General features: G+C 47.5%; 17 protein-coding genes, 10 tRNA genes, 3 rRNA genes and 1 other RNA gene. All 31 read right to left on the bottom strand.

Annotated features, from left to right (window positions below):
• Positions 1–54: 54 nt before the first annotated feature.
• Positions 55–576 carry an acyltransferase gene (locus tag PTQ21_RS05930; RefSeq protein WP_063566518.1) on the bottom strand — a complete coding sequence of 174 codons (522 nt, stop codon included), beginning with the start codon at positions 574–576 and terminating at the stop codon, positions 55–57.
• Positions 573–1,223: a pyrophosphatase PpaX gene (gene ppaX, locus PTQ21_RS05925; protein ID WP_274569113.1), complete on the bottom strand. Its 651-nt coding sequence runs from the start codon at positions 1,221–1,223 to the stop codon at positions 573–575. The genes PTQ21_RS05930 and ppaX overlap by 4 nt, the downstream gene beginning before the upstream one ends.
• Before the next feature lie 6 nt (positions 1,224–1,229).
• Positions 1,230–2,267: a prolipoprotein diacylglyceryl transferase gene (lgt, locus tag PTQ21_RS05920; RefSeq protein WP_079697259.1), complete on the bottom strand. Its 1,038-nt coding sequence runs from the start codon at positions 2,265–2,267 to the stop codon at positions 1,230–1,232.
• Positions 2,268–2,393: 126 nt separating this feature from the next.
• Positions 2,394–3,332, bottom strand: a complete 939-nt coding sequence (gene hprK / locus PTQ21_RS05915) for an HPr(Ser) kinase/phosphatase (RefSeq protein WP_063566521.1) — start codon at positions 3,330–3,332, stop codon at positions 2,394–2,396.
• Positions 3,333–3,595: 263 nt separating this feature from the next.
• The gene (locus tag PTQ21_RS05910) at positions 3,596–4,720 is read right to left on the bottom strand and encodes an ABC transporter ATP-binding protein (RefSeq protein WP_063566522.1); all 1,125 of its coding nucleotides are present in this window, start codon (positions 4,718–4,720) and stop codon (positions 3,596–3,598) included.
• A gap of 103 nt (positions 4,721–4,823) precedes the next feature.
• Positions 4,824–5,891 carry a PucR family transcriptional regulator gene (locus PTQ21_RS05905; RefSeq protein ID WP_274569110.1) on the bottom strand — a complete coding sequence of 356 codons (1,068 nt, stop codon included), beginning with the start codon at positions 5,889–5,891 and terminating at the stop codon, positions 4,824–4,826.
• A 291-nt stretch (positions 5,892–6,182) separates the two neighbouring features.
• Positions 6,183–6,255: transfer RNA gene (locus PTQ21_RS05900), tRNA-Lys, on the bottom strand.
• Positions 6,256–6,262: 7 nt separating this feature from the next.
• Positions 6,263–6,348: transfer RNA gene (locus PTQ21_RS05895), tRNA-Tyr, on the bottom strand.
• Between the two features lie 9 nt (positions 6,349–6,357).
• A tRNA-Phe gene (locus PTQ21_RS05890) sits at positions 6,358–6,433 on the bottom strand.
• A 20-nt stretch (positions 6,434–6,453) separates the two neighbouring features.
• A tRNA-Asp gene (locus PTQ21_RS05885) sits at positions 6,454–6,531 on the bottom strand.
• 9 nt (positions 6,532–6,540) lie between these two features.
• A tRNA-Thr gene (locus PTQ21_RS05880) sits at positions 6,541–6,616 on the bottom strand.
• A gap of 5 nt (positions 6,617–6,621) precedes the next feature.
• Positions 6,622–6,697: transfer RNA gene (locus PTQ21_RS05875), tRNA-Val, on the bottom strand.
• Positions 6,698–6,706: 9 nt separating this feature from the next.
• A tRNA-Met gene (locus PTQ21_RS05870) sits at positions 6,707–6,783 on the bottom strand.
• A 47-nt stretch (positions 6,784–6,830) separates the two neighbouring features.
• Positions 6,831–6,922: transfer RNA gene (locus tag PTQ21_RS05865), tRNA-Ser, on the bottom strand.
• Positions 6,923–7,007: 85 nt separating this feature from the next.
• Positions 7,008–9,934, bottom strand: a 23S ribosomal RNA gene (locus tag PTQ21_RS05860).
• 199 nt (positions 9,935–10,133) lie between these two features.
• Positions 10,134–10,209, bottom strand: a tRNA-Ala gene (locus PTQ21_RS05855).
• 22 nt (positions 10,210–10,231) lie between these two features.
• Positions 10,232–10,308: transfer RNA gene (locus tag PTQ21_RS05850), tRNA-Ile, on the bottom strand.
• Positions 10,309–10,345: 37 nt separating this feature from the next.
• Positions 10,346–10,462 (bottom strand): 5S ribosomal RNA (rrf, locus tag PTQ21_RS05845).
• A gap of 101 nt (positions 10,463–10,563) precedes the next feature.
• A 16S ribosomal RNA gene (locus tag PTQ21_RS05840) occupies positions 10,564–12,116 on the bottom strand.
• The 16S, 23S and 5S rRNA genes sit together here with 10 tRNA genes alongside, the layout of an rRNA operon.
• 359 nt (positions 12,117–12,475) lie before the next feature.
• Positions 12,476–12,745: a pro-sigmaK processing inhibitor BofA family protein gene (locus tag PTQ21_RS05835; RefSeq protein ID WP_090812001.1), complete on the bottom strand. Its 270-nt coding sequence runs from the start codon at positions 12,743–12,745 to the stop codon at positions 12,476–12,478.
• A gap of 38 nt (positions 12,746–12,783) precedes the next feature.
• Positions 12,784–13,011 carry a DUF2508 family protein gene (locus PTQ21_RS05830; protein ID WP_079697741.1) on the bottom strand — a complete coding sequence of 76 codons (228 nt, stop codon included), beginning with the start codon at positions 13,009–13,011 and terminating at the stop codon, positions 12,784–12,786.
• Between the two features lie 343 nt (positions 13,012–13,354).
• Positions 13,355–13,954 carry a recombination mediator RecR gene (gene recR, locus PTQ21_RS05825; RefSeq protein ID WP_053779059.1) on the bottom strand — a complete coding sequence of 200 codons (600 nt, stop codon included), beginning with the start codon at positions 13,952–13,954 and terminating at the stop codon, positions 13,355–13,357.
• 34 nt (positions 13,955–13,988) lie between these two features.
• A complete protein-coding gene (locus PTQ21_RS05820) occupies positions 13,989–14,300 on the bottom strand; it encodes a YbaB/EbfC family nucleoid-associated protein (protein ID WP_024628773.1) in 312 nt (103 codons plus the stop codon).
• Between the two features lie 48 nt (positions 14,301–14,348).
• Positions 14,349–16,109, bottom strand: coding sequence for a DNA polymerase III subunit gamma/tau (gene dnaX, locus PTQ21_RS05815; protein ID WP_274569107.1), 1,761 nt, complete (start codon positions 16,107–16,109; stop codon positions 14,349–14,351).
• A 173-nt stretch (positions 16,110–16,282) separates the two neighbouring features.
• An RNA gene (gene ffs, locus PTQ21_RS05810) (signal recognition particle sRNA large type) lies at positions 16,283–16,550 on the bottom strand.
• 149 nt (positions 16,551–16,699) lie between these two features.
• Positions 16,700–16,897: a 50S ribosomal protein L31 gene (gene rpmE / locus PTQ21_RS05805; RefSeq protein WP_024628775.1), complete on the bottom strand. Its 198-nt coding sequence runs from the start codon at positions 16,895–16,897 to the stop codon at positions 16,700–16,702.
• Between the two features lie 103 nt (positions 16,898–17,000).
• Positions 17,001–18,275, bottom strand: coding sequence for a radical SAM family protein (locus PTQ21_RS05800; RefSeq protein ID WP_274569106.1), 1,275 nt, complete (start codon positions 18,273–18,275; stop codon positions 17,001–17,003).
• Positions 18,276–18,373: 98 nt separating this feature from the next.
• Positions 18,374–19,699 carry a transcription termination factor Rho gene (gene rho, locus PTQ21_RS05795; RefSeq protein WP_063567654.1) on the bottom strand — a complete coding sequence of 442 codons (1,326 nt, stop codon included), beginning with the start codon at positions 19,697–19,699 and terminating at the stop codon, positions 18,374–18,376.
• A gap of 469 nt (positions 19,700–20,168) precedes the next feature.
• A complete protein-coding gene (locus PTQ21_RS05790; RefSeq protein WP_063567653.1) occupies positions 20,169–21,422 on the bottom strand; it encodes a UDP-N-acetylglucosamine 1-carboxyvinyltransferase in 1,254 nt (417 codons plus the stop codon).
• 149 nt (positions 21,423–21,571) lie between these two features.
• A complete protein-coding gene (gene fba, locus PTQ21_RS05785; protein ID WP_063567652.1) occupies positions 21,572–22,426 on the bottom strand; it encodes a class II fructose-1,6-bisphosphate aldolase in 855 nt (284 codons plus the stop codon).
• Positions 22,427–22,686: 260 nt separating this feature from the next.
• Positions 22,687–23,073: a response regulator gene (locus PTQ21_RS05780; RefSeq protein ID WP_024628781.1), complete on the bottom strand. Its 387-nt coding sequence runs from the start codon at positions 23,071–23,073 to the stop codon at positions 22,687–22,689.
• Positions 23,074–23,218: the final 145 nt, after the last annotated feature.

Here is a 23,218-nt window from a genome sequence, read left to right as displayed (position 1 = left end):
CGATGATCTTTTGCAGATATATCCGTAGGCCGTCTCGGCCGTCTCCCAAAATCATTACTCATCAGCCTTTATGACAATATCCTCCGCTGATGCATTCGAGCGAGACAGATCACGAAGTGGATTTCCTCCAACAAAAGCCCCCGGAGCTACATCCTTATGAACAACTGCTCCTGCAGCTACTACCGCACCGTCTCCAATGGTTACACCCGGCAGGATGGTTGAATTAGCACCGATCAGTACATTTTCTCCGATAATCACCTCACCCAGTCTGTACTCTTTAATAAGATACTCGTGAGCCAGGATCGTGGTGTTGTAACCAATCACGGAATTTTCACCCACCGTAATTTTCTCCGGAAAGAACACATCAACCATCACCATCAAACCAAATGCCGTATGTTTACCCACCTTCATGCCAAGCATGCGACGATAGATCCAGTTTTTGACCGATAGAATCGGGCAGTACCGTGACAACTGAATCCAGATAAAGTTACGCACGCCTTTCCATGGACTCACTGTCTTATAGATATGCCAAAGTGCGTTATGGCCTTCTACGGGATAGCGGGTTACTTTTCTCATGAACGTTCCGTTTCAATCAGCTTAAGCAAATCCTTCATGTCGTGCAAAATGTAATCCGGGTTATAGCCGCTCAATACGGCCTCTCCCTTAAGGGACCAGGCTACGCCTGCCGAAAGCGCACCCGCGTTCTGTGCCGATTGAATATCGACAGGGCTGTCACCCACCATCAATGTTTTGGACGGATCTGCACCCAACTCTTCGATCGCCTTTAGCACCGGTTCAGCATGCGGTTTGGGATTGGTTACATCGGTAACTGTTACAATCGATTTCATATACTTCAACAGGTCGAAACGCTCCAGCACTTTAAGAGTAGATGGACGAATCTTCGTCGTGACAACACCCATCACAATTCCTGCCTCATGAAGAGCCTCAACAACCTCAATCACGTGAGGAAACGGCTGAACCATCGCCTCATGATGAACGTCGTTGTACGCCCGATATCCTTTGACATACTCCGCAACATCCTCTTTCCCAGAAAACGTACGCATCTGATTCTCCAGTGTTCCTCCCATATGAGGAATGATCTGTTCGCGTGTCCAAGGGGTAGATAACTGCAAATCCTCCATTACATGAAGGAAAGAGTTAATAATTAGTTCATTCGTGTCGATAATCGTTCCATCCAGATCAAACAAAACCGTGTCAATCATGTTGCATTACTCCTTTTTCTCTTCAGCTTGCTTCAGATCCTCTTTGGTCGAGACTGGAGTTACCGTGTCCTCTTTGCCTGCAACCGGGCCCGTTTGCACCATATCATCCGATGATTCTGAAGGAACCTTGGAAGATACAATTGGATCGCTATACCGTACATCTGCCTTGCCTGTCATTCTTCTCACGACGATGAAGACTACCGCAACAATAATGATCCCAATAGCCAGCAGCTGCGAAATTCTTACGTTACCGTAGGCTGGATCAAGATATCCTTGCTCGAAGCCCATAGCTGTCATCGGTGACCATAATCCATTAACCATGGAGGCAACCCATTGCGGAGCCTGGAATCCCAGACTATCGGTACGCAACGCTTCGATAAAGAATCGACCGATCGAGTACCAGATAAAATAGGACATAAACAGCTCACCAGCACGCAGGAACTTCTGACGACGAAGCACCAGTAAGATGACCAGACCAACAAGACTCCACATCGATTCATACAAAAATGCAGGATGATGGAATACACCTTCCACGTTCATCTGATTAACGATAAAGTCTGGCAAATGAAGCTTGTCTCTCAAAAATGATTCTTCTACAGGACCGCCATAGGCCTCCTGATTCACAAAATTACCCCAGCGTCCGATCATTTGTCCAACGATCAATCCAGGTGCACAGATGTCGGCCATACGCCAGAAATTATACCCTTTACGACGGAAGAAAATGACTGCACATATGATCGCACCAATCAGTGCGCCATATATGGCGATACCACCATTCCATATTTTAAAGACATCCCAGAAATTATCCTTATAATCGTCCCATCGAAATGCCACGTAGTATATGCGGGCACCGATAATGGCAGAAGGCACACCAAGCAGAACCATGTCCATGAACACTTCCTGCGGAATGTTATACCGTTTGCCTTCCCGGATGACGAGCAGCAAACCTACAAGCGCCGCTGTACCGAGAATAAGCCCGTACCAGTGAACCTTTAACGCTCCGATGGAGAACGCTATCGGGTTCAACAGTAATAATGTATCCATTCATTCACACTCCTATAAATTGACTCATTCACAAGCATGACCAACTGCTGTATGTCTCCAACGCTCTATAAAGGAGTAAAACACATCAACAATTGGCCTTTAATCATATAATAGATCCTTCTCTTCTTAGTCCATGTCTTCCATATCTTCAGAGATCGTTGCTGTCAGCTTGTTCGTAAATTGCAACGCAGCATTCAGCCCCATCTGTTTCAAGCGATAGTTCATTCCCGCTACTTCAATGATAACAGCCAAGTTCCGCCCCGGACGAACAGGAATCGTTACAAGCGGTACATCTGTGTCAATGATGCGTGTCGTCTCTTCATCCAGACCAAGACGATCATATTGTTTATCCTGCTGCCAAGCTTCCAGACGAACAACCAGTGTAATCCTTTTGTTATTACGAACCGCACCCGCACCGAACAATGTCATTACGTTGATGATGCCGACACCACGGATCTCAAGTAGGTGACGGATCAATTCTGGCGCAGTTCCGTGCAGCTGGAAGTCTGATGTCTGACGAATTTCTACCGCATCATCGGCGATCAATCGGTGACCACGTTTCACCAGTTCCAGTGCAGTTTCACTCTTACCAATGCCACTGCTTCCGGTGATTAACATCCCTACTCCATACACATCACAGAGTACACCGTGAATCGTTGCTGTAGGCGCCAGTTTCTTCTCCAGAAATCCAGTAATCCGGCTGGACAGAATCGTTGTAGCCATGTTGCTGCGAAGCACAGCAAGGTTCTGTTCTTCACTGATGTCAATCAGTTCCTGTGGCACTTCAAGTCCACGGGTTACTACGATACATGGCGTTTCTTCCGTACAAAGGCGCTGCATCCGATCACGGCGCTCATCTTCTGGCAACATTGCAAAAAAGGCCAGCTCTGTTCTACCAAGCAGCTGTACCCGTTCTTGTGGATGATATTCAAAATAACCGGCCATTTCCAGGCCAGGACGGTTCAAATCGTCTACAGTAATGACTCTCTTCAGTCCGTGAGATCCAGAAACAACCTCCAACTGGAATTGTTGTACCAATTCAGATACTTTCACTTTTTTCGCCATTTGTCTCTTCCTTTCAGCATTCGCTGCCCTCTATGTACATCAGCATTAGCGTCATTCCATTGCATTAATAGCGCATTCATGTTGTTTGTTACAGCATCTAACCTTCAAATAATCTTAAATGAATTCCGGGATGAATGCAATCTTGGCTTCCACCCGTGTATGAGTAAAAAAGCCCCTTCCAGCAATAACGGAAGGGGCTCAGATTACAATGTATGATTGCGTTAACTGATAGATTCTATCGTTACCGATGAATCTCAGTACTATTAGTCTTGAAGAAGAACGTTTGCTTCAGTCTCTTTGTCAAAGATATGAACTTTGTTCATGTCAATTGCCATTTTAACTGTGGAACCATCACGAGTGTTGGAACGTCCGTCTACACGTGCGATTGTAGTGTCGTTACCTACACCGCTCAAGTAGAGGAGCATTTCGTGACCCAGGTTCTCTGTTACGTCTACGTGTGTAGAGAATACAGAGTTCGGGGATGCTTCCAGGAATACTGGCTCTTCGTGAATGTCTTCTGGACGAACACCCAGAATGACTTCTTTACCAATGTATCCTCTTGATTTCAGCACTTGTGCTTTACCTTGTGGGATTTCAACGTCCACACCAGGAGCTACGAAATGCATGCTAGCACCTTGCTCAGCCAATTTACCCGAGATAAAGTTCATTGTAGGGGAACCGATGAAACCAGCTACGAACAGATTAGCAGGGAGGTTGTAAAGCTCTTCCGGAGAAGCAGCTTGTTGGATGATACCATCCTTCATAACAACGATTCGATCACCCATTGTCATTGCTTCGATCTGGTCATGCGTTACGTAGATAACGGTTGTTTCCAAACGTTTCGCAAGTTTAGTGATCTCAGCACGCATTTGACCACGCAATTTTGCATCCAAGTTGGAAAGAGGCTCATCCATCAAGAACACTTGTGGATCACGGACGATCGCACGTCCCAGAGCGACACGCTGACGTTGACCACCGGACAATGCCTTAGGTTTACGCTCAAGCAAATGCTCGATATCCAGGATTCTAGCTGCTTCACGTACACGTTTGTCGATCTCATCTTTTTTCACTTTACGCAATTTCAGACCAAACGCCATGTTTTGGTATACGCTCATATGCGGATACAAGGCATAGGATTGGAATACCATCGCGATATCGCGGTCTTTAGGAGCAACATCATTAACGACGCGGTCACCGATATAGAGTTTACCTTCAGAAATTTCCTCAAGGCCTGCGATCATACGCAGTGTTGTTGATTTACCACAACCGGACGGACCTACCAGTACCAGAAACTCTTTATCTTTAATGTCCAGGTTAATATCAACTACTGTTGCTTTATCAGAACCCGGGTATTTTTTGAAAATATGCTCTAAACGTACACCAGCCATGATTGTTGCCTCCTCAGAGATCATTTTGTAATCGAATACATTTTGTAGTTTTATATTAACCCATTTGCATGATGTTTGACTATTCGCAAACTGCACAAAAATATCAAAGCTTTTTCGTCACTTTGTACATAAGCAATAAAAGTCGCACCAGAACAGCACTTTCGAAGTTTCTAACATCATATCCAATCTCCTGTTTGATCTTATCCAAACGATATACCAAGGTATTTCGATGAATAAAGAGTCGCTTTGCCGTCTCGCTGACATTACAATCGAGATTGAAGAAGGTCTCCAGTGTAGCCAGTGTTTCACTATCACTAAACAACACAGTGCCTTTCCCCGTTTCCTGTATAAAACGAAGTCGCTGTTGCACAGGAATACTATCTACCAAACGCTCAAGGTGCAGATCCCAAGGAAGATGAATGTGTTGCACGACATGGAAAGCTCTGCCCAAGTGAACACTCTCTTGAAGAAGTGCCGTGACAGAAGATAGCTGTTTTGCAGGGATACACGGTAAGGATGCGGACAAATGAAATACACCCGCCCATTCACTGGCTACCAATTCATAGAGTCCCTGACAGAAGGCATTCAATAAATCTTTTCTGGCTTCCGTCGTATCCTCTTCAGCTTCGCCTGTGACAATCTGTTCATCACCCAGAAACACCCACTCCTGCGCTCCCACAGGAATCAGTATAATCTCTTCACCGAAGTAACTTTCGAGTAACTTGTTCAATTCCTTCGAACGAATACGATGAGCATCAGGTGTCTCACATTGCAGCAAAAATGGGATTTTCTCTGTGTTCAATTCTCCATCCAATGAAAAATGATCCGGAATAGGTTCCTGCTGAACTCTTTGCTCAACCTGTTTCCGAAGCCACTGTCCCAATTCAGCAAGCTGTTGTTCTCTATCGTTTTCATATATCACAGGCTGTTCTTCATCTAACGATTCCCTATGACTAGTAATGAGAAGTTCAATTAAACGCTGTACTTCCAGCGTAACGGCATCAACAGAGCATCCCCAATATAAAACAGTACCTTCTTCCTCGTTCATCCCGATTTTAAAATATATTTGGTCTTCTGTACGCCAACTGCTTACATCCTTTGCTAAACCATCCATCATCTCATCATCACGTAAGAAACCTTCGGCCTCTTTTGTAAGAGTATTATGAGCCACTGGAACAGTTCTACGGTGAGCTGAGCTCAATCCATATTGATTCCATTCTTCTATAGTTATCACGGATTCGTCCAATGTAGTACCTATAATTGCTTCGATTTGTTTTTTTAGATCAGGTATGAGCTTCATATAATGAACGCCACCACTCTGCTTTTTTCTATTATTTTATCATATCTTGCGCAGCATCGCCTTTTTCAGTCTTTATCAGAGTTTCCATATTATTAATTTATTTATCTATAACAAAAAAGAGTGATTAATCAAATTAATGATCAATCACTCTTTTTCAAAAGATGAGTCATGAAGGGCTCGAACCTTCGACACCCTGATTAAAAGTCAGGTGCTCTACCAACTGAGCTAATGACTCGAAAAACTGGTGGAGGATGATGGATTCGAACCACCGAACCCGTACGGGAGCAGATTTACAGTCTGATGCGTTTGGCCGCTTCGCTAATCCTCCAGGATTACATGGTGGCTCGGGACGGAATCGAACCGCCGACACGAGGATTTTCAGTCCTCTGCTCTACCGACTGAGCTACCGAGCCTTATTTAATTTTTAGATTAATGGCGGAACCGACGGGATTCGAACCCGCGATCTCCTGCGTGACAGGCAGGCATGTTAGGCCAACTACACCACGGTTCCAGGCATTAATGGTGCCGGCGAGAGGACTTGAACCCCCAACCTACTGATTACAAGTCAGTTGCTCTACCAGTTGAGCTACACCGGCGTATATGGTGGAGGCTGAGGGGATCGAACCCCCGACCCTCTGCTTGTAAGGCAGATGCTCTCCCAGCTGAGCTAAGCCTCCTGGGTAATATGGTAGCGGCGGAGGGGATCGAACCCCCGACCTCACGGGTATGAACCGTACGCTCTAGCCAGCTGAGCTACACCGCCATATTAATAATATTGATCTTGATTGCTTGTCCATCTTAAGGTAAAGATGGCGGAGAGAGAGGGATTCGAACCCTCGCACCGCTTACGCAGTCTAACCCCTTAGCAGAGGGTCCCCTTATAGCCACTTGGGTATCTCTCCAAATAGACAATCATGAACAATGCTTACAAGGATTGCTCCCTGAAAACTAGATCCGAAACGAAATGTGCGATTTATAACTTGCATATTGGATAAGCCCTCGACCGATTAGTACTGGTCAGCTCCATGCATTGCTGCACTTCCACCCCCAGCCTATCTACCTCGTCGTCTTCAAGGGGTCTTACATACTGGGAAATCTCATCTTGAGGGGGGCTTCACGCTTAGATGCTTTCAGCGCTTATCCCTTCCGTACATAGCTACCCAGCGGTGCTCCTGGCGGAACAACTGGTACACCAGCGGTACGTCCATCCCGGTCCTCTCGTACTAAGGACAGCTCCTCTCAAATTTCCTACGCCCACGACAGATAGGGACCGAACTGTCTCACGACGTTCTGAACCCAGCTCGCGTACCGCTTTAATGGGCGAACAGCCCAACCCTTGGGACCTACTTCAGCCCCAGGATGCGATGAGCCGACATCGAGGTGCCAAACCTCCCCGTCGATGTGGACTCTTGGGGGAGATAAGCCTGTTATCCCCAGGGTAGCTTTTATCCGTTGAGCGATGGCCCTTCCATGCGGTACCACCGGATCACTAAGCCCGACTTTCGTCCCTGCTCGACTTGTAGGTCTCGCAGTCAAGCTCCCTTATGCCTTTGCACTCTTCGAATGATTTCCAACCATTCTGAGGGAACCTTTGGGCGCCTCCGTTACTCTTTAGGAGGCGACCGCCCCAGTCAAACTGCCCACCTGACACTGTCCCCGCACCGGATTACGGTACCAGGTTAGAACCTAGATACGATCAGGGTGGTATCCCAACGGTGCCTCCACACAAGCTGGCGCTCATGCTTCAAAGGCTCCCACCTATCCTGTACAGATCGTACCCAAATTCAATATCAAGCTGCAGTAAAGCTCCATGGGGTCTTTCCGTCTTGTCGCGGGTAACCTGCATCTTCACAGGTATTAAAATTTCACCGGATCTCTCGTTGAGACAGCGCCCAAGTCGTTACGCCATTCGTGCGGGTCAGAATTTACCTGACAAGGAATTTCGCTACCTTAGGACCGTTATAGTTACGGCCGCCGTTTACTGGGGCTTCGGTTCACAGCTTCGGATTACTCCTAACCGCTCCCCTTAACCTTCCAGCACCGGGCAGGCGTCAGCCCGTATACTTCGCCTTACGGCTTCGCACAGACCTGTGTTTTTGCTAAACAGTCGCTTGGGCCTTTTCACTGCGGCCCCCTCGTGCTATTCACACTACCGGGGCACCCCTTCTCCCGAAGTTACGGGGTCATTTTGCCGAGTTCCTTAACGAGAGTTCTTCCGCGCGCCTTAGAATTCTCTTCTCGCCTACCTGTGTCGGTTTGCGGTACGGGCACCATCACCTGGCTAGAGGCTTTTCTTGGCAGTGTGAGATCATGACCTTCGCTACTATAATTTTCGCTCCCCATCACAGCCCAGCCTTAATGATGTGCGGATTTGCCTACACATCAGCCTCACTGCTTAGACGGACATCCATCAGTCCGCGTCACTACCCTGCTGCGTCCCCCCATTGCTCATAACGGCTTACGGTGGTACAGGAATTTCGACCTGTTGTCCTTCGACTACGCCTTTCGGCCTCGCCTTAGGTCCCGACTTACCCTGAGCGGACGAGCCTTCCTCAGGAACCCTTAGGCTTTCGGCGGATCAGATTCTCACTGATCTTTTCGTTACTCATACCGGCATTCTCACTTGTATAATGTCCAGCGCTCCTTACGGTACACCTTCAACCCTTATACAACGCTCCCCTACCCCTGATGCAAAGCATCAAGCCATAGCTTCGGTGGTGTGTTTAGCCCCGTTACATTTTCGGCGCAGAGTCACTCGACCAGTGAGCTATTACGCACTCTTTCAATGGTGGCTGCTTCTAAGCCAACATCCTGGTTGTCTGTGCAACTCCACATCCTTTCCCACTTAACACACACTTGGGGACCTTAGCTGATGGTCTGGGCTGTTTCCCTTTTGACAATGGATCTTAGCACTCACTGTCTGACTCCCGGAAGTAAGTCTATGGCATTCGGAGTTTGACTGAGCTTGGTAACCCTTGCGGGCCCCGCACCCAATCAGTGCTCTACCTCCACGACTCTGTTTTCCGAGGCTAGCCCTAAAGCTATTTCGGGGAGAACCAGCTATCTCCGAGTTCGATTGGAATTTCTCCGCTACCCCCACCTCATCCCCGCATTTTTCAACATGCGTGGGTTCGGGCCTCCAGTGCGTGTTACCGCACCTTCACCCTGGACAGGGGTAGATCACCCGGTTTCGGGTCTACGTCCACGTACTATGTCGCCCTATTCAGACTCGCTTTCGCTGCGGCTCCGGCTCTTCACCTTAACCTTGCACGGGAACGTAACTCGCCGGTTCATTCTACAAAAGGCACGCCATCACCCCTAAAACGGGCTCTGACTTTTTGTAAGCACACGGTTTCAGGTTCTATTTCACTCCCCTTCCGGGGTGCTTTTCACCTTTCCCTCACGGTACTGCTTCACTATCGGTCGCTAGGAAGTATTTAGCCTTGGCAGATGGTCCTGCCGGATTCATACGGGGTTTCACGTGCCCCGCACTACTCGGGATACATCTCGGAGGGAACAGACTTTCAAGTACAGGGCTTTTACCTTCTTTGGCGGGCCTTTCCAGACCTCTTCGCTTAACCGGTTCCTTTGTAACTCCATGTGAGATGTCCCACAACCCCAAAGAGCAAGCTCTCTGGTTTGGGCTTCTCCGCGTTCGCTCGCCGCTACTGACGGAATCACTATTGTTTTCTCTTCCTCAAGGTACTTAGATGTTTCAGTTCCCCTGGTATGCCTCTACATAACCTATGTATTCAGTTATGAGTAACTGGAAATTACCCCAGCTGGGTTTCCCCATTCGGACACCCCCGGATCAAAGCTTGCTTACAGCTCCCCGAGGCAGTTTCGTTGTTCGCCACGTCCTTCATCGGCTCCTAGCGCCTAGGCATCCTCCGTGTGCTCTTAGTAGCTTAACCATATCGCTCGTGTTCGAACTGTCTCTTCCCTTGTTTTGCTTACGCAAAGCCAAAAGTCGTTCCATTTCGATCACTCGCTCATGCAATCTACCTTATAAACACTTCACTTGTTTACACAAGATCAGCTTAAAGGAATGTTCTAATTCGCAATTTTCGTTTCGATATCTAGTTTTCAAAGAACAAGCTTGTAAAATCTTGTTGGTGGAGCCAAGCGGGATCGAACCGCTGACCTCCTGCTTGCAAGGCAGGCGCTCTCCCAGCTGAGCTATGGCCCCATATTAGATTTTAAGGTATACATGGTGGGCCCTGGTGGACTCGAACCACCGGCCTCACCCTTATCAGAGGTGCGCTCTAACCAACTGAGCTAAGGGCCCACATTATATATAATTTTGAAACCCGTAATGGGTTTACGCTTGGCGGCGTTCTACTCTCCCAGGACCCTGCGGTCCAAGTACCATCGACGCTGAAGGGCTTAACGGTCGTGTTCGGGATGGGAACGTGTGGAACCCCTTCGCTATCGCCACCAAACGTTTGAGAGTTTGAGCTCTCAAAACTGAGCAACGAGTGAGTAATTTTTGCAGCTAAGCTGCGTATTTGAATGTTTCCACTCGGGAAACGATTCTCCATAGAAAGGAGGTGATCCAGCCGCACCTTCCGATACGGCTACCTTGTTACGACTTCACCCCAATCATCTATCCCACCTTCGGCGGCTGGCTCCTTGCGGTTACCCCACCGACTTCGGGTGTTATAAACTCTCGTGGTGTGACGGGCGGTGTGTACAAGACCCGGGAACGTATTCACCGCGGCATGCTGATCCGCGATTACTAGCAATTCCGACTTCATGCAGGCGAGTTGCAGCCTGCAATCCGAACTGAGACCGGCTTTGTTGGGATTGGCTCCATCTCGCGATTTCGCAGCCCGTTGTACCGGCCATTGTAGTACGTGTGTAGCCCAGGTCATAAGGGGCATGATGATTTGACGTCATCCCCACCTTCCTCCGGTTTGTCACCGGCAGTCTATCTAGAGTGCCCACCCGAAGTGCTGGCAACTAAATATAAGGGTTGCGCTCGTTGCGGGACTTAACCCAACATCTCACGACACGAGCTGACGACAACCATGCACCACCTGTCTCCTCTGTCCCGAAGGAAAGATACATCTCTGTACCGATCAGAGGGATGTCAAGACCTGGTAAGGTTCTTCGCGTTGCTTCGAATTAAACCACATACTCCACTGCTTGTGCGGGTCCCCGTCAATTCCTTTGAGTTTCAGTCTTGCGACCGTACTCCCCAGGCGGAGTGCTTAATGTGTTAACTTCGGCACCAAGGGTATCGAAACCCCTAACACCTAGCACTCATCGTTTACGGCGTGGACTACCAGGGTATCTAATCCTGTTTGCTCCCCACGCTTTCGCGCCTCAGCGTCAGTTACAGCCCAGAGAGTCGCCTTCGCCACTGGTGTTCCTCCACATATCTACGCATTTCACCGCTACACGTGGAATTCCACTCTCCTCTTCTGCACTCAAGTCACCCAGTTTCCAGTGCGATCCGGGGTTGAGCCCCGGGATTAAACACCAGACTTAAATGACCGCCTGCGCGCGCTTTACGCCCAATAATTCCGGACAACGCTTGCCCCCTACGTATTACCGCGGCTGCTGGCACGTAGTTAGCCGGGGCTTTCTTCTCAGGTACCGTCACCTTGAGAGCAGTTACTCTCCCAAGCGTTCTTCCCTGGCAACAGAGCTTTACGATCCGAAAACCTTCATCACTCACGCGGCATTGCTCCGTCAGGCTTTCGCCCATTGCGGAAGATTCCCTACTGCTGCCTCCCGTAGGAGTCTGGGCCGTGTCTCAGTCCCAGTGTGGCCGATCACCCTCTCAGGTCGGCTACGCATCGTCGCCTTGGTGAGCCGTTACCCCACCAACTAGCTAATGCGCCGCAGGCCCATCCCCAAGTGACAGATTGCTCCGTCTTTCCAGTTTCCTTCAGGAGAAGAAAACAACTATTCGGTATTAGCTACCGTTTCCGGTAGTTGTCCCAAACTTGAGGGCAGGTTGCCTACGTGTTACTCACCCGTCCGCCGCTAACCATCAGAGAAGCAAGCTTCTCTTCAAGTCCGCTCGACTTGCATGTATTAGGCATGCCGCCAGCGTTCGTCCTGAGCCAGGATCAAACTCTCCAATAAAGTATTGAAAAGAGCGATAAGCTCATTTTGAAACTGACGAGATTAAAAATCTCATTTATGCTCCAGTCGATTCAAGCCAAGGCTTGTCTCGAACTTTCGCGTTCATTCTGCAAGCAGAATGTTTACTCACTCGTTGTTCAGTTTTCAAAGATCAAACTTGATAATTTTCTTGCTTTTTCGTCACCATTTTCTCTCAGCGGCGACTTTTATAATATATCATACTTCGTTTGTTTCAGTCAAGCTTTTTTTGAAATTCTTTTTTCGAGTTCTTATCGAACTCAGTCATTTCGTCAAAAGCATTTAACCAAGCAAGCAAAGCAACGAGATATAATGTACCATATAAATATCGAAGGAGTCAACTACCCAAACAAAGAAATTTTCAAACCCAATAATAAACCAACACCCGGCAACCCTAAAATGCTCACAGTACCTATTGTAGCAGGGTTCAGTGGAATGTAAGTTCCGGTGATCCACCCTGAATAGTTAACTACATATATCCCTACCGCAGCCAGCACCAGATGAATACCGAATGATGTAAAAAATGATAACCCAATCCGTTTTCTAAACAAGATGATTATCAACCCTAGTAACGACACAACCAGCAAACTGCCTAATATAAGACTCTTCATACTCTCAACACCTCCATAATTGAATGTCACACCTCCGCCTACATGCTCACTCCTCGATCACCTATAACTGCCTTATTAATCCCTACACGTTTAGCGCGCTTCAAATGAATCTGATATTTACGCTCCGCGGCCTCCAGCACATAGATCGCATAATCGATTTCATCCTGCCCCTGTGCCTCTTCAAACTGTCTAACAGCCCGTTCCCACTCTGCCTTAGCTTTCTGTATATCTGAATAAATCTGGTCCTCTTCCATCTCCTTTAGCATTCTTTCGCGCTTCTCCACCGATCTCCCTACATTTCGCCATGTAAACATAAGCCATCCCCTTCCTGATCAGCAAAGCATATTCTCATACATATCAGGGAAAGGACAAACTTAGAACTGAGCTAAATAAATTAATGAATCGTTATTTTAATCTCAACGACATTCTATGGATTAATAACCATACATCAGTAGAAATGAGAGACTTCACATTTAGGCAACGTTAAAAAGAGTATTAAAACAAAAAAAGAGAGCCTAAAGGGCTCTCTAAGTAATCCAAACTTATCTATTCTTTTCTTTAGGAAATCAATCATTATAGGCGCATGCTCTCATTAAGAAACACGCACTACTATCTCATCTCCCTGCGCCCTTCCAGCGCCTTGGAAAGAGTCACTTCATCCGCATACTCCAGGTCGCCCCCAACAGGCAATCCATGGGCAATCCGAGTCACCGAGATCTCAAACGGACGGACCAGACGGGAAATATACATCGCCGTGGCCTCACCTTCGATATTCGGATTTGTAGCCAGAATCAGTTCTTTAACTCGCTCATCGCTTAAACGGGTCAAAAGTTCCTTCAGACGGATATCATCCGGACCTATTCCCTCCATAGGAGAGATTGCGCCTTGCAGCACATGATAGTATCCGTCAAATTCCTTGGTACGCTCCATAGCCACCAAATCCTTGGAATCCTGAACTACACAGATTACCGAGACATCCCTGGATTTGTCCTGACAGATCCGACATGGGTCAGTATCCGTAATATTACAACACACCGAACAGTAATGAAGATTCCGCTTCACACTGACGAGTGCTTTGGCAAAGTCAATAACGTCATCTTCCTTCATTTTAAGCACATGAAAAGCTAGTCGCGCCGCAGTCTTGGGGCCAACACCCGGCAAACGGGTGAAGGCGTCAATCAGCTTCGCTATCGGTTCGGGATAATACAATCGATTGCGTCTCCTTTGATAGGATCAAATTTAATTAAAATAATCCCGGAATTTTCATACCGCCTGTGAATTTACCCATATCCTGGTTCGCAATTTCATCAGCTTTGGTCATTGCGTCATTGACTGCTGTCATAACCAGATCCTGCAGCATTTCTACATCCTCTGGATCAACCGCTTCTGGCTTGATAGTGATAGCCAGCAATTTCTTATGTCCGTTAACTTCAGCAGTTACAACACCGCCACCAGAAGTACCTTGGACTGTTTTGTCCGCCAGTTCCTCCTGCGCCTTCAGCATTTGCTCCTGCATTTTCTTCACTTGTTTCATCATTTGGTTCATGTTGTTCATGATTATTCATCTCCTTTGTTATAGTTATCGCGCCAGGCGCATGTATATCTATTCTTTGATCACTACAAGGTCCTCACCAAAGAGCTGGATGGCTTCATCAATCCAAGGCTGCTTGTTGCCTGAACCGCCGTCTTCATGCTCAGGTTCGAGCTTAAAGTCCTCCTTTGGCGTTTCAGTAGCCCCTTCCATCGCTCCAGTCCAATCTTTGAGCATCATCGTCACAAGACGCGCTGAACGTCCAAGCTGTTCAGACAGTACCCGTTCAATCACTTCACGATTAGCCTGCTTCTCCGTAGTTTCACGGTGGATGTTGTTCTTAAACGCCACCAGAACATTGTCTTCCAGCAGCGATACCGGTTCACCATCCATAAACCAGGCGTGAACGGTTACTTTCTCTTCTTTGACGCGCTGCAGGATCTGCCCCCACTTCTTGCTAACCTCCGCAAACTCAGGAGATCCCTTACGTGCAACGTACTGATCAAGCTGTGCAGGCAGCTTCGCTGGCGAATTGCCTCTCGACACTGGAGCTCGTGTTGCCGGGCGTGAAGGAGCACTTGATGTAGCCTCCCCACCAGACAAACCACCCTTAAGCGCGCGATCCAACTTTTTCTCCAGTTCAGCAAGCTGTTGCTTCAGTCGGTTGATCTCCCCGCCATCCGCTGGCGCGGATGCAGCAGGAGCAGCGCCGGCCGAACCCTCCATCTGACCCGATGATGCCCCTTGAGCAGGAATACTGCACAGTTTAAGGAGAGCTACTTCAAACAACGTCTGCGGCTGTACTGCATATTTCATCTCACTCTGGTACCGGTTAAGAGTATCAATCATCTGGAACAGCTGTTCCTTGGTGAATGATTCCGCCATATCACGGAACGACTCGGGATTAAGCACCCGATCCGTCAGTTTATCTGCATCCGGCACCATCTTAATCATAAGCAAATCACGGAAATAATAAAGCAAATTTTCCATGCACTTGTCCGCACTCTTACCTTCATGCATGAACCCTTCGATCATTTGCAAAATATGACCTACCTCGCCTTTGAGCAGAGAAGCAGCCAACTTTGCAAACTGTTCGGAAGGAATGCCTCCGGTCATATCCATAACCTGCTGATAGGTTACCCTTCCATCTGTATAGGAGGAGATCTGATCCAGGACACTGAGTGCGTCCCTCATCCCTCCGTCAGACAGACGAGCAATATACTGGAGTGCGTCCTGATCAGCTTCCATACCTTCCTGTTCACAGATCAGCGTAAGTCGTGCTGTCTGTTCTTCCAGGGACACCCGGCGAAAATCAAATCGCTGACAGCGAGAAATAATCGTTGCCGGAAGACGATGGGGTTCTGTTGTTGCCAAAATAAACATCACATGTGGCGGAGGCTCTTCCAATGTTTTGAGTAGCGCATTGAATGCCTCTGTCGTCAGCATGTGCACTTCGTCAATAATATACACTTTCTGCCGGACTTCAGTCGGGGCGTATTTCACCTTTTCCCGAAGATCGCGGATTTCTTCAACGCCACGGTTGGATGCGGCATCAATTTCCTGCACATCCATCACAGCGCCAGTCGTAATCCTGCGGCAAGCTTCACATTCGTTACAAGGCTCAGGCGCAGGCCCGCGCTCGCAGTTTACAGCTTTGGCCAAAATCTTGGCGGCACTCGTCTTCCCTGTTCCTCTGGGCCCGCTAAACAAGTAGGCATGGGAAGTCCGCTGTTCACGAATCGCGTTCTGCAAGGTCTGAATAATATGCTGTTGTCCCACCATATCTTGAAACGACTGGGGACGCCAAGCCCGGTATAACGCGATATGCTCCATGATGCGTTACCTTCCTTCCACTTCGCATTCGAGTCCTTTGTCGTTCCCCCATTATACTATATTCCGGGGTGAATCCAAACTTTATCTGACTCATCATGCATGGTTTTTTTAGACATATCAAAAAGACCTCTGCATACATACAACTGCAAAGGTCTCTACATTTAAATGGTAAGCCGTGCACCTGCTATCGATATTTGCGATCCAAGCGGCACCCCTTAACAACAGCTCGGGCTAGGCGACCCTCCGGCACAAGAGTGATCTCACTTATGGCTGCTTCCTTCCGGACCTGACCAGGTTCATGAGTACTCATTGCGGAGGACCCAACCGTCAACACCACGTTAAGGGACCAAACCTCACATCGACAAAACCTCTAGCAGGAATTCAACCTCGCTGTAGCGGATTGCGAGTTACAGGGCACCGCTACCTCCCCATCTAGCACGGTAAGAAATAGTATAACTTAAGGTTGTCTAAATTGCAACCAGAGCGAAAAGAGCAGCAATACAATCACATAAAAACATATAAAAACCCCTGCCGGAACGGCAGAGGTGATTTGGATGTAATAGTCAGACAATTCCCAGGGAATTGCTGAATTAGATTCCGTATTTTTTCTTGAAACGATCAACACGGCCGCCAGCATCGATAAACTTCTGTTTACCTGTGAAGAACGGGTGGCACGCAGAGCAAATCTCTACACGAAGTCCGTCTTTAACCGAACCAGTCTCAAAAGTATTCCCGCAAGCGCAAGATACTTGACCAATCGTGTATTTAGGATGAATTGCTGCTTTCATTACCTTTCACCTCTTTCCGCCCTGAGCCTCAAGCGGACCCAGAGTAAATGGCACAACATCGAAGATTATAACACGGCCTAATGCCGGTTGCAATCCATTATTGTCATGAGGTGATCAGACGTTTCGGACGCGCCATTCCAGCTGGGGGAACGTGCGTGTATGAGCCGATAACGACATCAGGCAGCTCTTCCTCAAAGATCTCCATCATTTGCTTCATGCCCAAAATATCACCTTGAGCCGGAGGAATCAATTCCAGATAGCTCTCAGGGTCTATATTAAGATTACGCATTTGAATAAGACGCAAATCGGTTCTGTGAGCAAACTCAATCATCGCTTCAATCTCTTCCTCACGATCCGTTACTCCCGGGAAGATCAAATAGTTGATCGACGTATATACACCCTGGGAAGCAGCGTATTTCATCGATTTTTCTACATTGGCCAGTGTATATCCACGAGGTTTGTAGTATGCATTATAGTGGTCATCCAGTGCGCTGATTGTACTTACACGCATTAGATCAAGCCCAGCATCAACAATACCTCTCATGTGATCATTCAAACCGGCATTGGTGTTAATGTTAATATATCCCATATCAGTAATGGAACGCACTTCGCGGATGGCTTCAATAATCAATTTGGCCTGTGTGGAAGGCTCCCCTTCACAACCTTGACCAAAGCTGATAATCGATTCCGGCGTTTTCAAGTGCTCCAGCATTACTTCAACGATTTCGTCTACACGCGGACGGAAATTCATCCGGGTCTGCGGGGAAACGAAGCCACTGTCATCCGGTTGCTCGGAAATACATCCGAAACAGCCTGCGTTGCAGGAATAGGATACTGGAACTCCGCCTTCCCAACGATTCAGGAAGGTATTGGAAGAAGTCAGACATTCATACCCGAGCGCACAATTGGACAAATGGGTATAGAGACGATTTTCGGGATATTGCTTCGTTAAACGTTTAACACCCGCACGTACGTCATCCCGATCACAGTTCAGTGGGTTCCATTTATCCGGATGATCTGACATCCGGGCAGTGACGTAAAACTGACCATCTTTCCAAACAACAGCCGAGTAACCGAACAAAGGCAGTTTGTACTCCTTATCCGTTTTTACATACCCCGGCAGACACAACCGAGTGAATCCTTGCGGAAGCAAAGCTCCAACCGCCTGTGTATCACTAGGCATTGGCAGCATTTCGCCAGTATCCGGGTCCATACCAATCGGACGTGTACTCGGCAGTCCAACCAGCGTTGCACCTTCCGGCAAAGGAATCAGCTCATCCTCCATAATTTCGACGATCATATCTCCACTGCGGGCCAGCCCGTACAGGGAAGGGTGATCAAATACATTACCTTTTTCATCTGCGTATACTAAATACATGATGTTCTCCTCACATCTAATGGGTTAAAGCCAAACGACGAGTATATTGTTAATCAACAGCAGCGCTGCAAAAATTGAGTTAAATCAACGACGTAATGCTAGGTAGTTGTACCGGACGCCGCAGTCTGTCTTGGCGAACGTCGAGTCGTAGTCGTTCCGGAGTTGCTGGTCTGACTGCTGCCAGCTGTATCAAATGCCGCTAGGAACTCAGCATTCGTTTTGCTATTACGCAGTTTCTTCAAGAAACCTTCGACAAAGTCGTGGGAATCGTTCATGTTTTTACGAATCGCCCAGATTGTATCAAGTTCTTCCTTGCTCAGCAACACTTCTTCGCGACGTGTACCGGAACGACGAATGTCGATAGCCGGGAAGATACGACGCTCTGCCAGCTTGCGATCCAGATGAAGCTCCATATTGCCCGTACCTTTAAATTCTTCATAAATGATATCATCCATACGTGAGCCCGTATCAATCAAAGCTGTAGCCAGGATCGTCAGACTTCCACCCTCTTCTACATTCCGAGCAGAACCGAAGAAACGTTTCGGACGATGGAATGCTGCCGGGTCAATACCGCCACTAAGTGTCCGTCCGGACGGTGGGATGACCAGGTTGTATGCACGAGCAAGACGCGTAATGCTATCTAGCAAAATAACGACATCTTTTTTTGCTTCAACCAGACGGAGCGCACGTTCCAGCACCAATTCCGCAACTTTGATATGGTTTTCTGGCAGCTCATCGAACGTAGAAGCTACAACTTCCCCTTTAACCGAACGCGACATATCCGTAACTTCTTCCGGACGTTCATCAATCAACAGGACAAATAGTTCAATTTCTGGGTTGTTGGTTGAGATGCTGTTGGCGATTTCTTTGAGGAGAAGTGTTTTACCCGCTTTGGGAGGTGCTACGATCAATCCGCGCTGTCCCAGTCCTACCGGGGCGAGTACATCCATAATGCGTGTGGACAAATGGCTGGGGGATGTTTCGAGAACCAGTTTCTTCTGCGGGTACAATGGGGTTAATGCCGGGAAGTGAAGTCTTTCCGCAGCCGCTGATGGATTCTCACCATTTACAGCGTTGACTTGCAGCAAACCGAAGTATCGCTCGTTTTCTTTAGGTGTTCTACACTTACCTGATACGAGGTCACCTGTTCTTAGGTCAAACTTGCGAATCTGTGAGGCTGAGATGTAGATGTCTTCCGTACTTGGCAGGTAATTGATCGGACGAAGGAATCCGTAGCCTTCAGGTAGAATTTCGAGCACACCCTGCATGAACATCAATCCACTCTGTTCAGCTTGTGCACGTAATATAGCGAAGATCAATTCTTTCTTTTTTAAAGTGCCGTAGTAGGGAATTTGATATTTTTTGGCCAGTTTGTAGAGGTCCGTTAGTTTCATTTCTTCCAAATCGGAAATTTGTAGATCCATATAATAACCACCTATTCAATTAATAAGTCCGTGAAATGGATAGTTTCGCTTGATGTTCCGGCTATAAGAGCAGCATCGTTCTGCATTTCTCTTCTGTCCATTGTACGGAATGTAACCGTTATAATGCAAATACTTGTCTTTGAGTGTAAGTTTCCGGGCGGGATGGCCAGCTTTCGGCAAGATCCGCTAGTGAGTGAACACGAATACTTGAGGCGTTCGATCCGGGCAGACCGGCTATGGAGCGCAGTTCAAACAAAACCGGGGTTTGGGGAAAAGGAAATGATGTTCTTAAAGCCATATGAAGTCTGACTCAAAAAAAGACCCTCCGGTAAAGGAAACAGGAACATTTCGTCTTATCCCGGAGAGACTGAGAACTCTATTAAAACAGGTTTACCCAATTACTGAACGGATATGCAGTTCTGTCAAAATAATCACTTTAATACCGTAAAACTCGTCATACAATACAGAATTAATCGGTTTCTCGCCACACATCTGCACCTAGCAGACGTAGATTGGTTACTAGATGATCGTACCCGCGATCGATAAACTCCACGCCTGTCACTTCGGTCACACCTTCACTGACGGTGAGACCTGCGATCACCAGCGCTGCACCAGCGCGAAGATCGGATGCTTTTACCTTGGCCGCATTCAATGCACTGCCTTCAATAATAGCTGACCGCCCTTCCACACGGATTTTGGCGCCCATGCGTACCAACTCAGGAACGTGCTTGAATCGATTGCTATATACAAAGTCGCTCAGGACACTCACACCCGTTGCCTGTGTCAACACACTGGTCATCGGGGACTGCAAATCCGTCGGAAAACCGGGATATACGAGCGCCTTAACGTCTACATGATTGTAGCTCGGTTTGCCAATGACACGAATACTTTCATCCAGCTCCTCAATACCAACGCCCATCTCCAGTAACTTTGCCGTCAAAGCCTCCAGATGTTTGGGAATGACATTGTCAATCAGAACGTCGCCACGCGTTGCAGCCGCAGCGATCATATACGTGCCTGCTTGTATACGGTCCGGAATGATGGAATGACGGCAACCCTTAAGCTCCGACACACCTTCAATACGGATCGTTTCGGTACCGGCACCCTTGATGCTGGCACCCATTGAATTCAAAAGTGTTGCTACATCTATAATCTCAGGCTCTTTAGCCGCGTTTTCGATAATTGTAGAGCCTTTGGCACGAGTAGCCGCCAGCATGATGTTAATGGTTGCACCTACACTGCTTACATCAAGATAAATCTTTGCTCCGCGTAGCTCTTTGGCATGCAAATGAATGGAGCCGTGTTCGTTTGTTACCGTTGCGCCAAGCGCTTCAAACCCTTTGATATGTTGATCAATCGGACGAGGCTCAAAGTTGCAGCCCCCGGGTAAACCAATGGTTGCTTCTTTAAAACGCCCAAGCAATGCTCCCATCATATAATACGAAGCACGGAGCTTCTTCACGGGACCATTCGGCATAGGAATGGATTTAATGTCGGAAGGATCGATCTTCATCTGACTGCCTTCCCAATGTACACGAGCCCCGAGTTCCTCCAAAATTTCTGCATAAACCGCCACGTCACTCAAAAGCGGCAGGTTGTCCAGCACGACTTCTGACTCGGCAAGCAATGCTGCAGGAATAAGCGCGATGGCGCTGTTCTTGGCGCCGCTTATAGTTACAGTTCCCTGTAACGGACGTCCGCCACTAATCATCAATTTTTCCATAAAGCTTAATGTCCCCCTACGTGTTTTGCAGCCGGTTAACGGCAATACGTGCTGTTGGCTTTCGATGTAGAAATAAGGCGTGAAAATGGAAAGACACCGGCTAGGCGGTGTTCTTTCCACTTACACAGTATGGAACTGGTAAAGACAAATTACGCTTTGTTGTTGGAACCAAACTCGCGAATTTTACCTTTAACGGTTTCTTTGATTGCATCACGGCCTGGTACGATGAATGTACGTGGATCGTAAGCATCTGGTTTAGCTGCAAGCACTTCGCGAACCACTTTGGAGAACGAAATTTGGTTCTCAGTGTTCACGTTGATTTTGGAAGTTCCCAGGGAAATGGCTTTGTCGATATCATGTTTAGGGATACCTGTACCACCATGCAGTACCAGTGGAACGTTAACTGCATCGCGAACTTCTTCCATTTCTTTGAAGCCCAAGTTAGGCTCGCCATGGTAAGGACCGTGTACGGAACCAAGAGCTGGAGCCAATGTGTCGATACCTGTTTCTTTAACGATACGTACACACTCGTTCAGATCAGCGTACATGATACCACCGATAACGTCGTCTTCTTGTCCACCAACAGTACCTACTTCGGCTTCTACAGAAACGCCTTTAGCGTGTGCATATTCAACAACTTTTTTAGTCATTTCGATATTTTCATCGATGGAGTGGTGGGAACCGTCGATCATTACGGATGTAAATCCAGCATCGATCGCTTCTTTACACTTATCAAAGCTGGAACCGTGATCCAAGTGAATAGCAACTGGAACGGTGATTTTCATGTCGTGAATGAGTCCTTCTACTATTTTAACTACTGTGTAGAAACCACTCATGTGACGTGCTGCGCCTTCGGATACGCCCAAGATTACTGGGGATTTCTCTTCTTCTGCTGCAGCAAGAATCGCTTGAGTCCACTCAAGGTTATTGATGTTGTATTGACCAACTGCATATTTTCCTTCGAGTGCTTTGTTCAACATGTCTGTCATAGATACTAATGGCATGGTTTCAATCCTCCTAGGGGTGTTGGGTTGTGTCTATGGTTTTTAGCCGAAATCACATACGGGCTTATTATACCACATCCCATGTCAAATACTAAACAAGCATTTGCAAAAATGCTGTGCTTTGCAGCACAGTTTTCATAGACACAGCATGATGACGTCCCCATTTCCAATATTCCCCGGATGCCTGACTGAAATACCCTGTATGCCCACCTGTAAACTCTCACAGCTTCACACGCAAAAAAATCCTGTATCTACAGGATTCAGCTGCACTTATTTGCAGTATCATTTCGAAGCTGCATATTGACTGCCACTCGCATTTCATCGATATCAAACGGTTTCGTAAAGTGCATGAGCGCTCCAAGATCGGTAGCTTCTTTGATCATGTCCAGTTCACCATAGGCCGTCATCATGATGACTTTGATATCCGGATCAATTTCCTTAATATGTTTCAGAATTTCTAGGCCATCCATGCCAGGAATCTTCATATCAAGCAGCACAAGATCAGGTTTGTCATTATTTACTATCTCCAGGGCGATCTTCCCATTAGGCGCTTGGAACGTATTATATCCTTCGCTGCTGAACACTTCCATTAACAGGATTCGAATACCGTTTTGGTCATCAACAATCAACACTTTTTTATTTTCCACTAAGTAACCTCCTAGAATTAGGAAAGCATGTACGTCTGAATCTGGATAACAATCCCATAGTCGTCATGATAAGTATTCTACCTTACCCATTGAAATCCTGCTTACATCCCAAAATGCCAAAAACCATTTTCGCTCATCTCGATGC

Source organism: Paenibacillus marchantiae (assembly GCF_028771845.1).
GTDB lineage: Bacteria > Bacillota > Bacilli > Paenibacillales > Paenibacillaceae > Paenibacillus > Paenibacillus marchantiae.
This window is presented reverse-complemented; position numbering and strand designations above follow the sequence as displayed.

What these genes read in the sequence shown, in the direction of transcription:
- hprK (WP_063566521.1), bottom strand. Translation starts at nt 3,332, where the DNA reads ATGGCGAAAAAAGTGAAAGTATCTGAATTGGTACAACAATTCCAGTTG.
- PTQ21_RS05800 (WP_274569106.1), bottom strand. Translation starts at nt 18,275, where the DNA reads ATGTATTTAGTATACGCAGATGAAAAAGGTAATGTATTTGATCACCCT.
- ppaX (WP_274569113.1), bottom strand. Translation starts at nt 1,223, where the DNA reads ATGATTGACACGGTTTTGTTTGATCTGGATGGAACGATTATCGACACG.
- PTQ21_RS05830 (WP_079697741.1), bottom strand. Translation starts at nt 13,011, where the DNA reads ATGCTAAAGGAGATGGAAGAGGACCAGATTTATTCAGATATACAGAAA.
- dnaX (WP_274569107.1), bottom strand. Translation starts at nt 16,109, where the DNA reads ATGGAGCATATCGCGTTATACCGGGCTTGGCGTCCCCAGTCGTTTCAA.
- PTQ21_RS05790 (WP_063567653.1), bottom strand. Translation starts at nt 21,422, where the DNA reads ATGGAAAAATTGATGATTAGTGGCGGACGTCCGTTACAGGGAACTGTA.
- lgt (WP_079697259.1), bottom strand. Translation starts at nt 2,267, where the DNA reads ATGGATACATTATTACTGTTGAACCCGATAGCGTTCTCCATCGGAGCG.
- PTQ21_RS05930 (WP_063566518.1), bottom strand. Translation starts at nt 576, where the DNA reads ATGAGAAAAGTAACCCGCTATCCCGTAGAAGGCCATAACGCACTTTGG.
- PTQ21_RS05820 (WP_024628773.1), bottom strand. Translation starts at nt 14,300, where the DNA reads ATGAACAACATGAACCAAATGATGAAACAAGTGAAGAAAATGCAGGAG.
- PTQ21_RS05835 (WP_090812001.1), bottom strand. Translation starts at nt 12,745, where the DNA reads ATGAAGAGTCTTATATTAGGCAGTTTGCTGGTTGTGTCGTTACTAGGG.
- fba (WP_063567652.1), bottom strand. Translation starts at nt 22,426, where the DNA reads ATGCCATTAGTATCTATGACAGACATGTTGAACAAAGCACTCGAAGGA.
- rpmE (WP_024628775.1), bottom strand. Translation starts at nt 16,897, where the DNA reads ATGAAAGCAGCAATTCATCCTAAATACACGATTGGTCAAGTATCTTGC.
- PTQ21_RS05910 (WP_063566522.1), bottom strand. Translation starts at nt 4,720, where the DNA reads ATGGCTGGTGTACGTTTAGAGCATATTTTCAAAAAATACCCGGGTTCT.
- rho (WP_063567654.1), bottom strand. Translation starts at nt 19,699, where the DNA reads ATGGATCTACAAATTTCCGATTTGGAAGAAATGAAACTAACGGACCTC.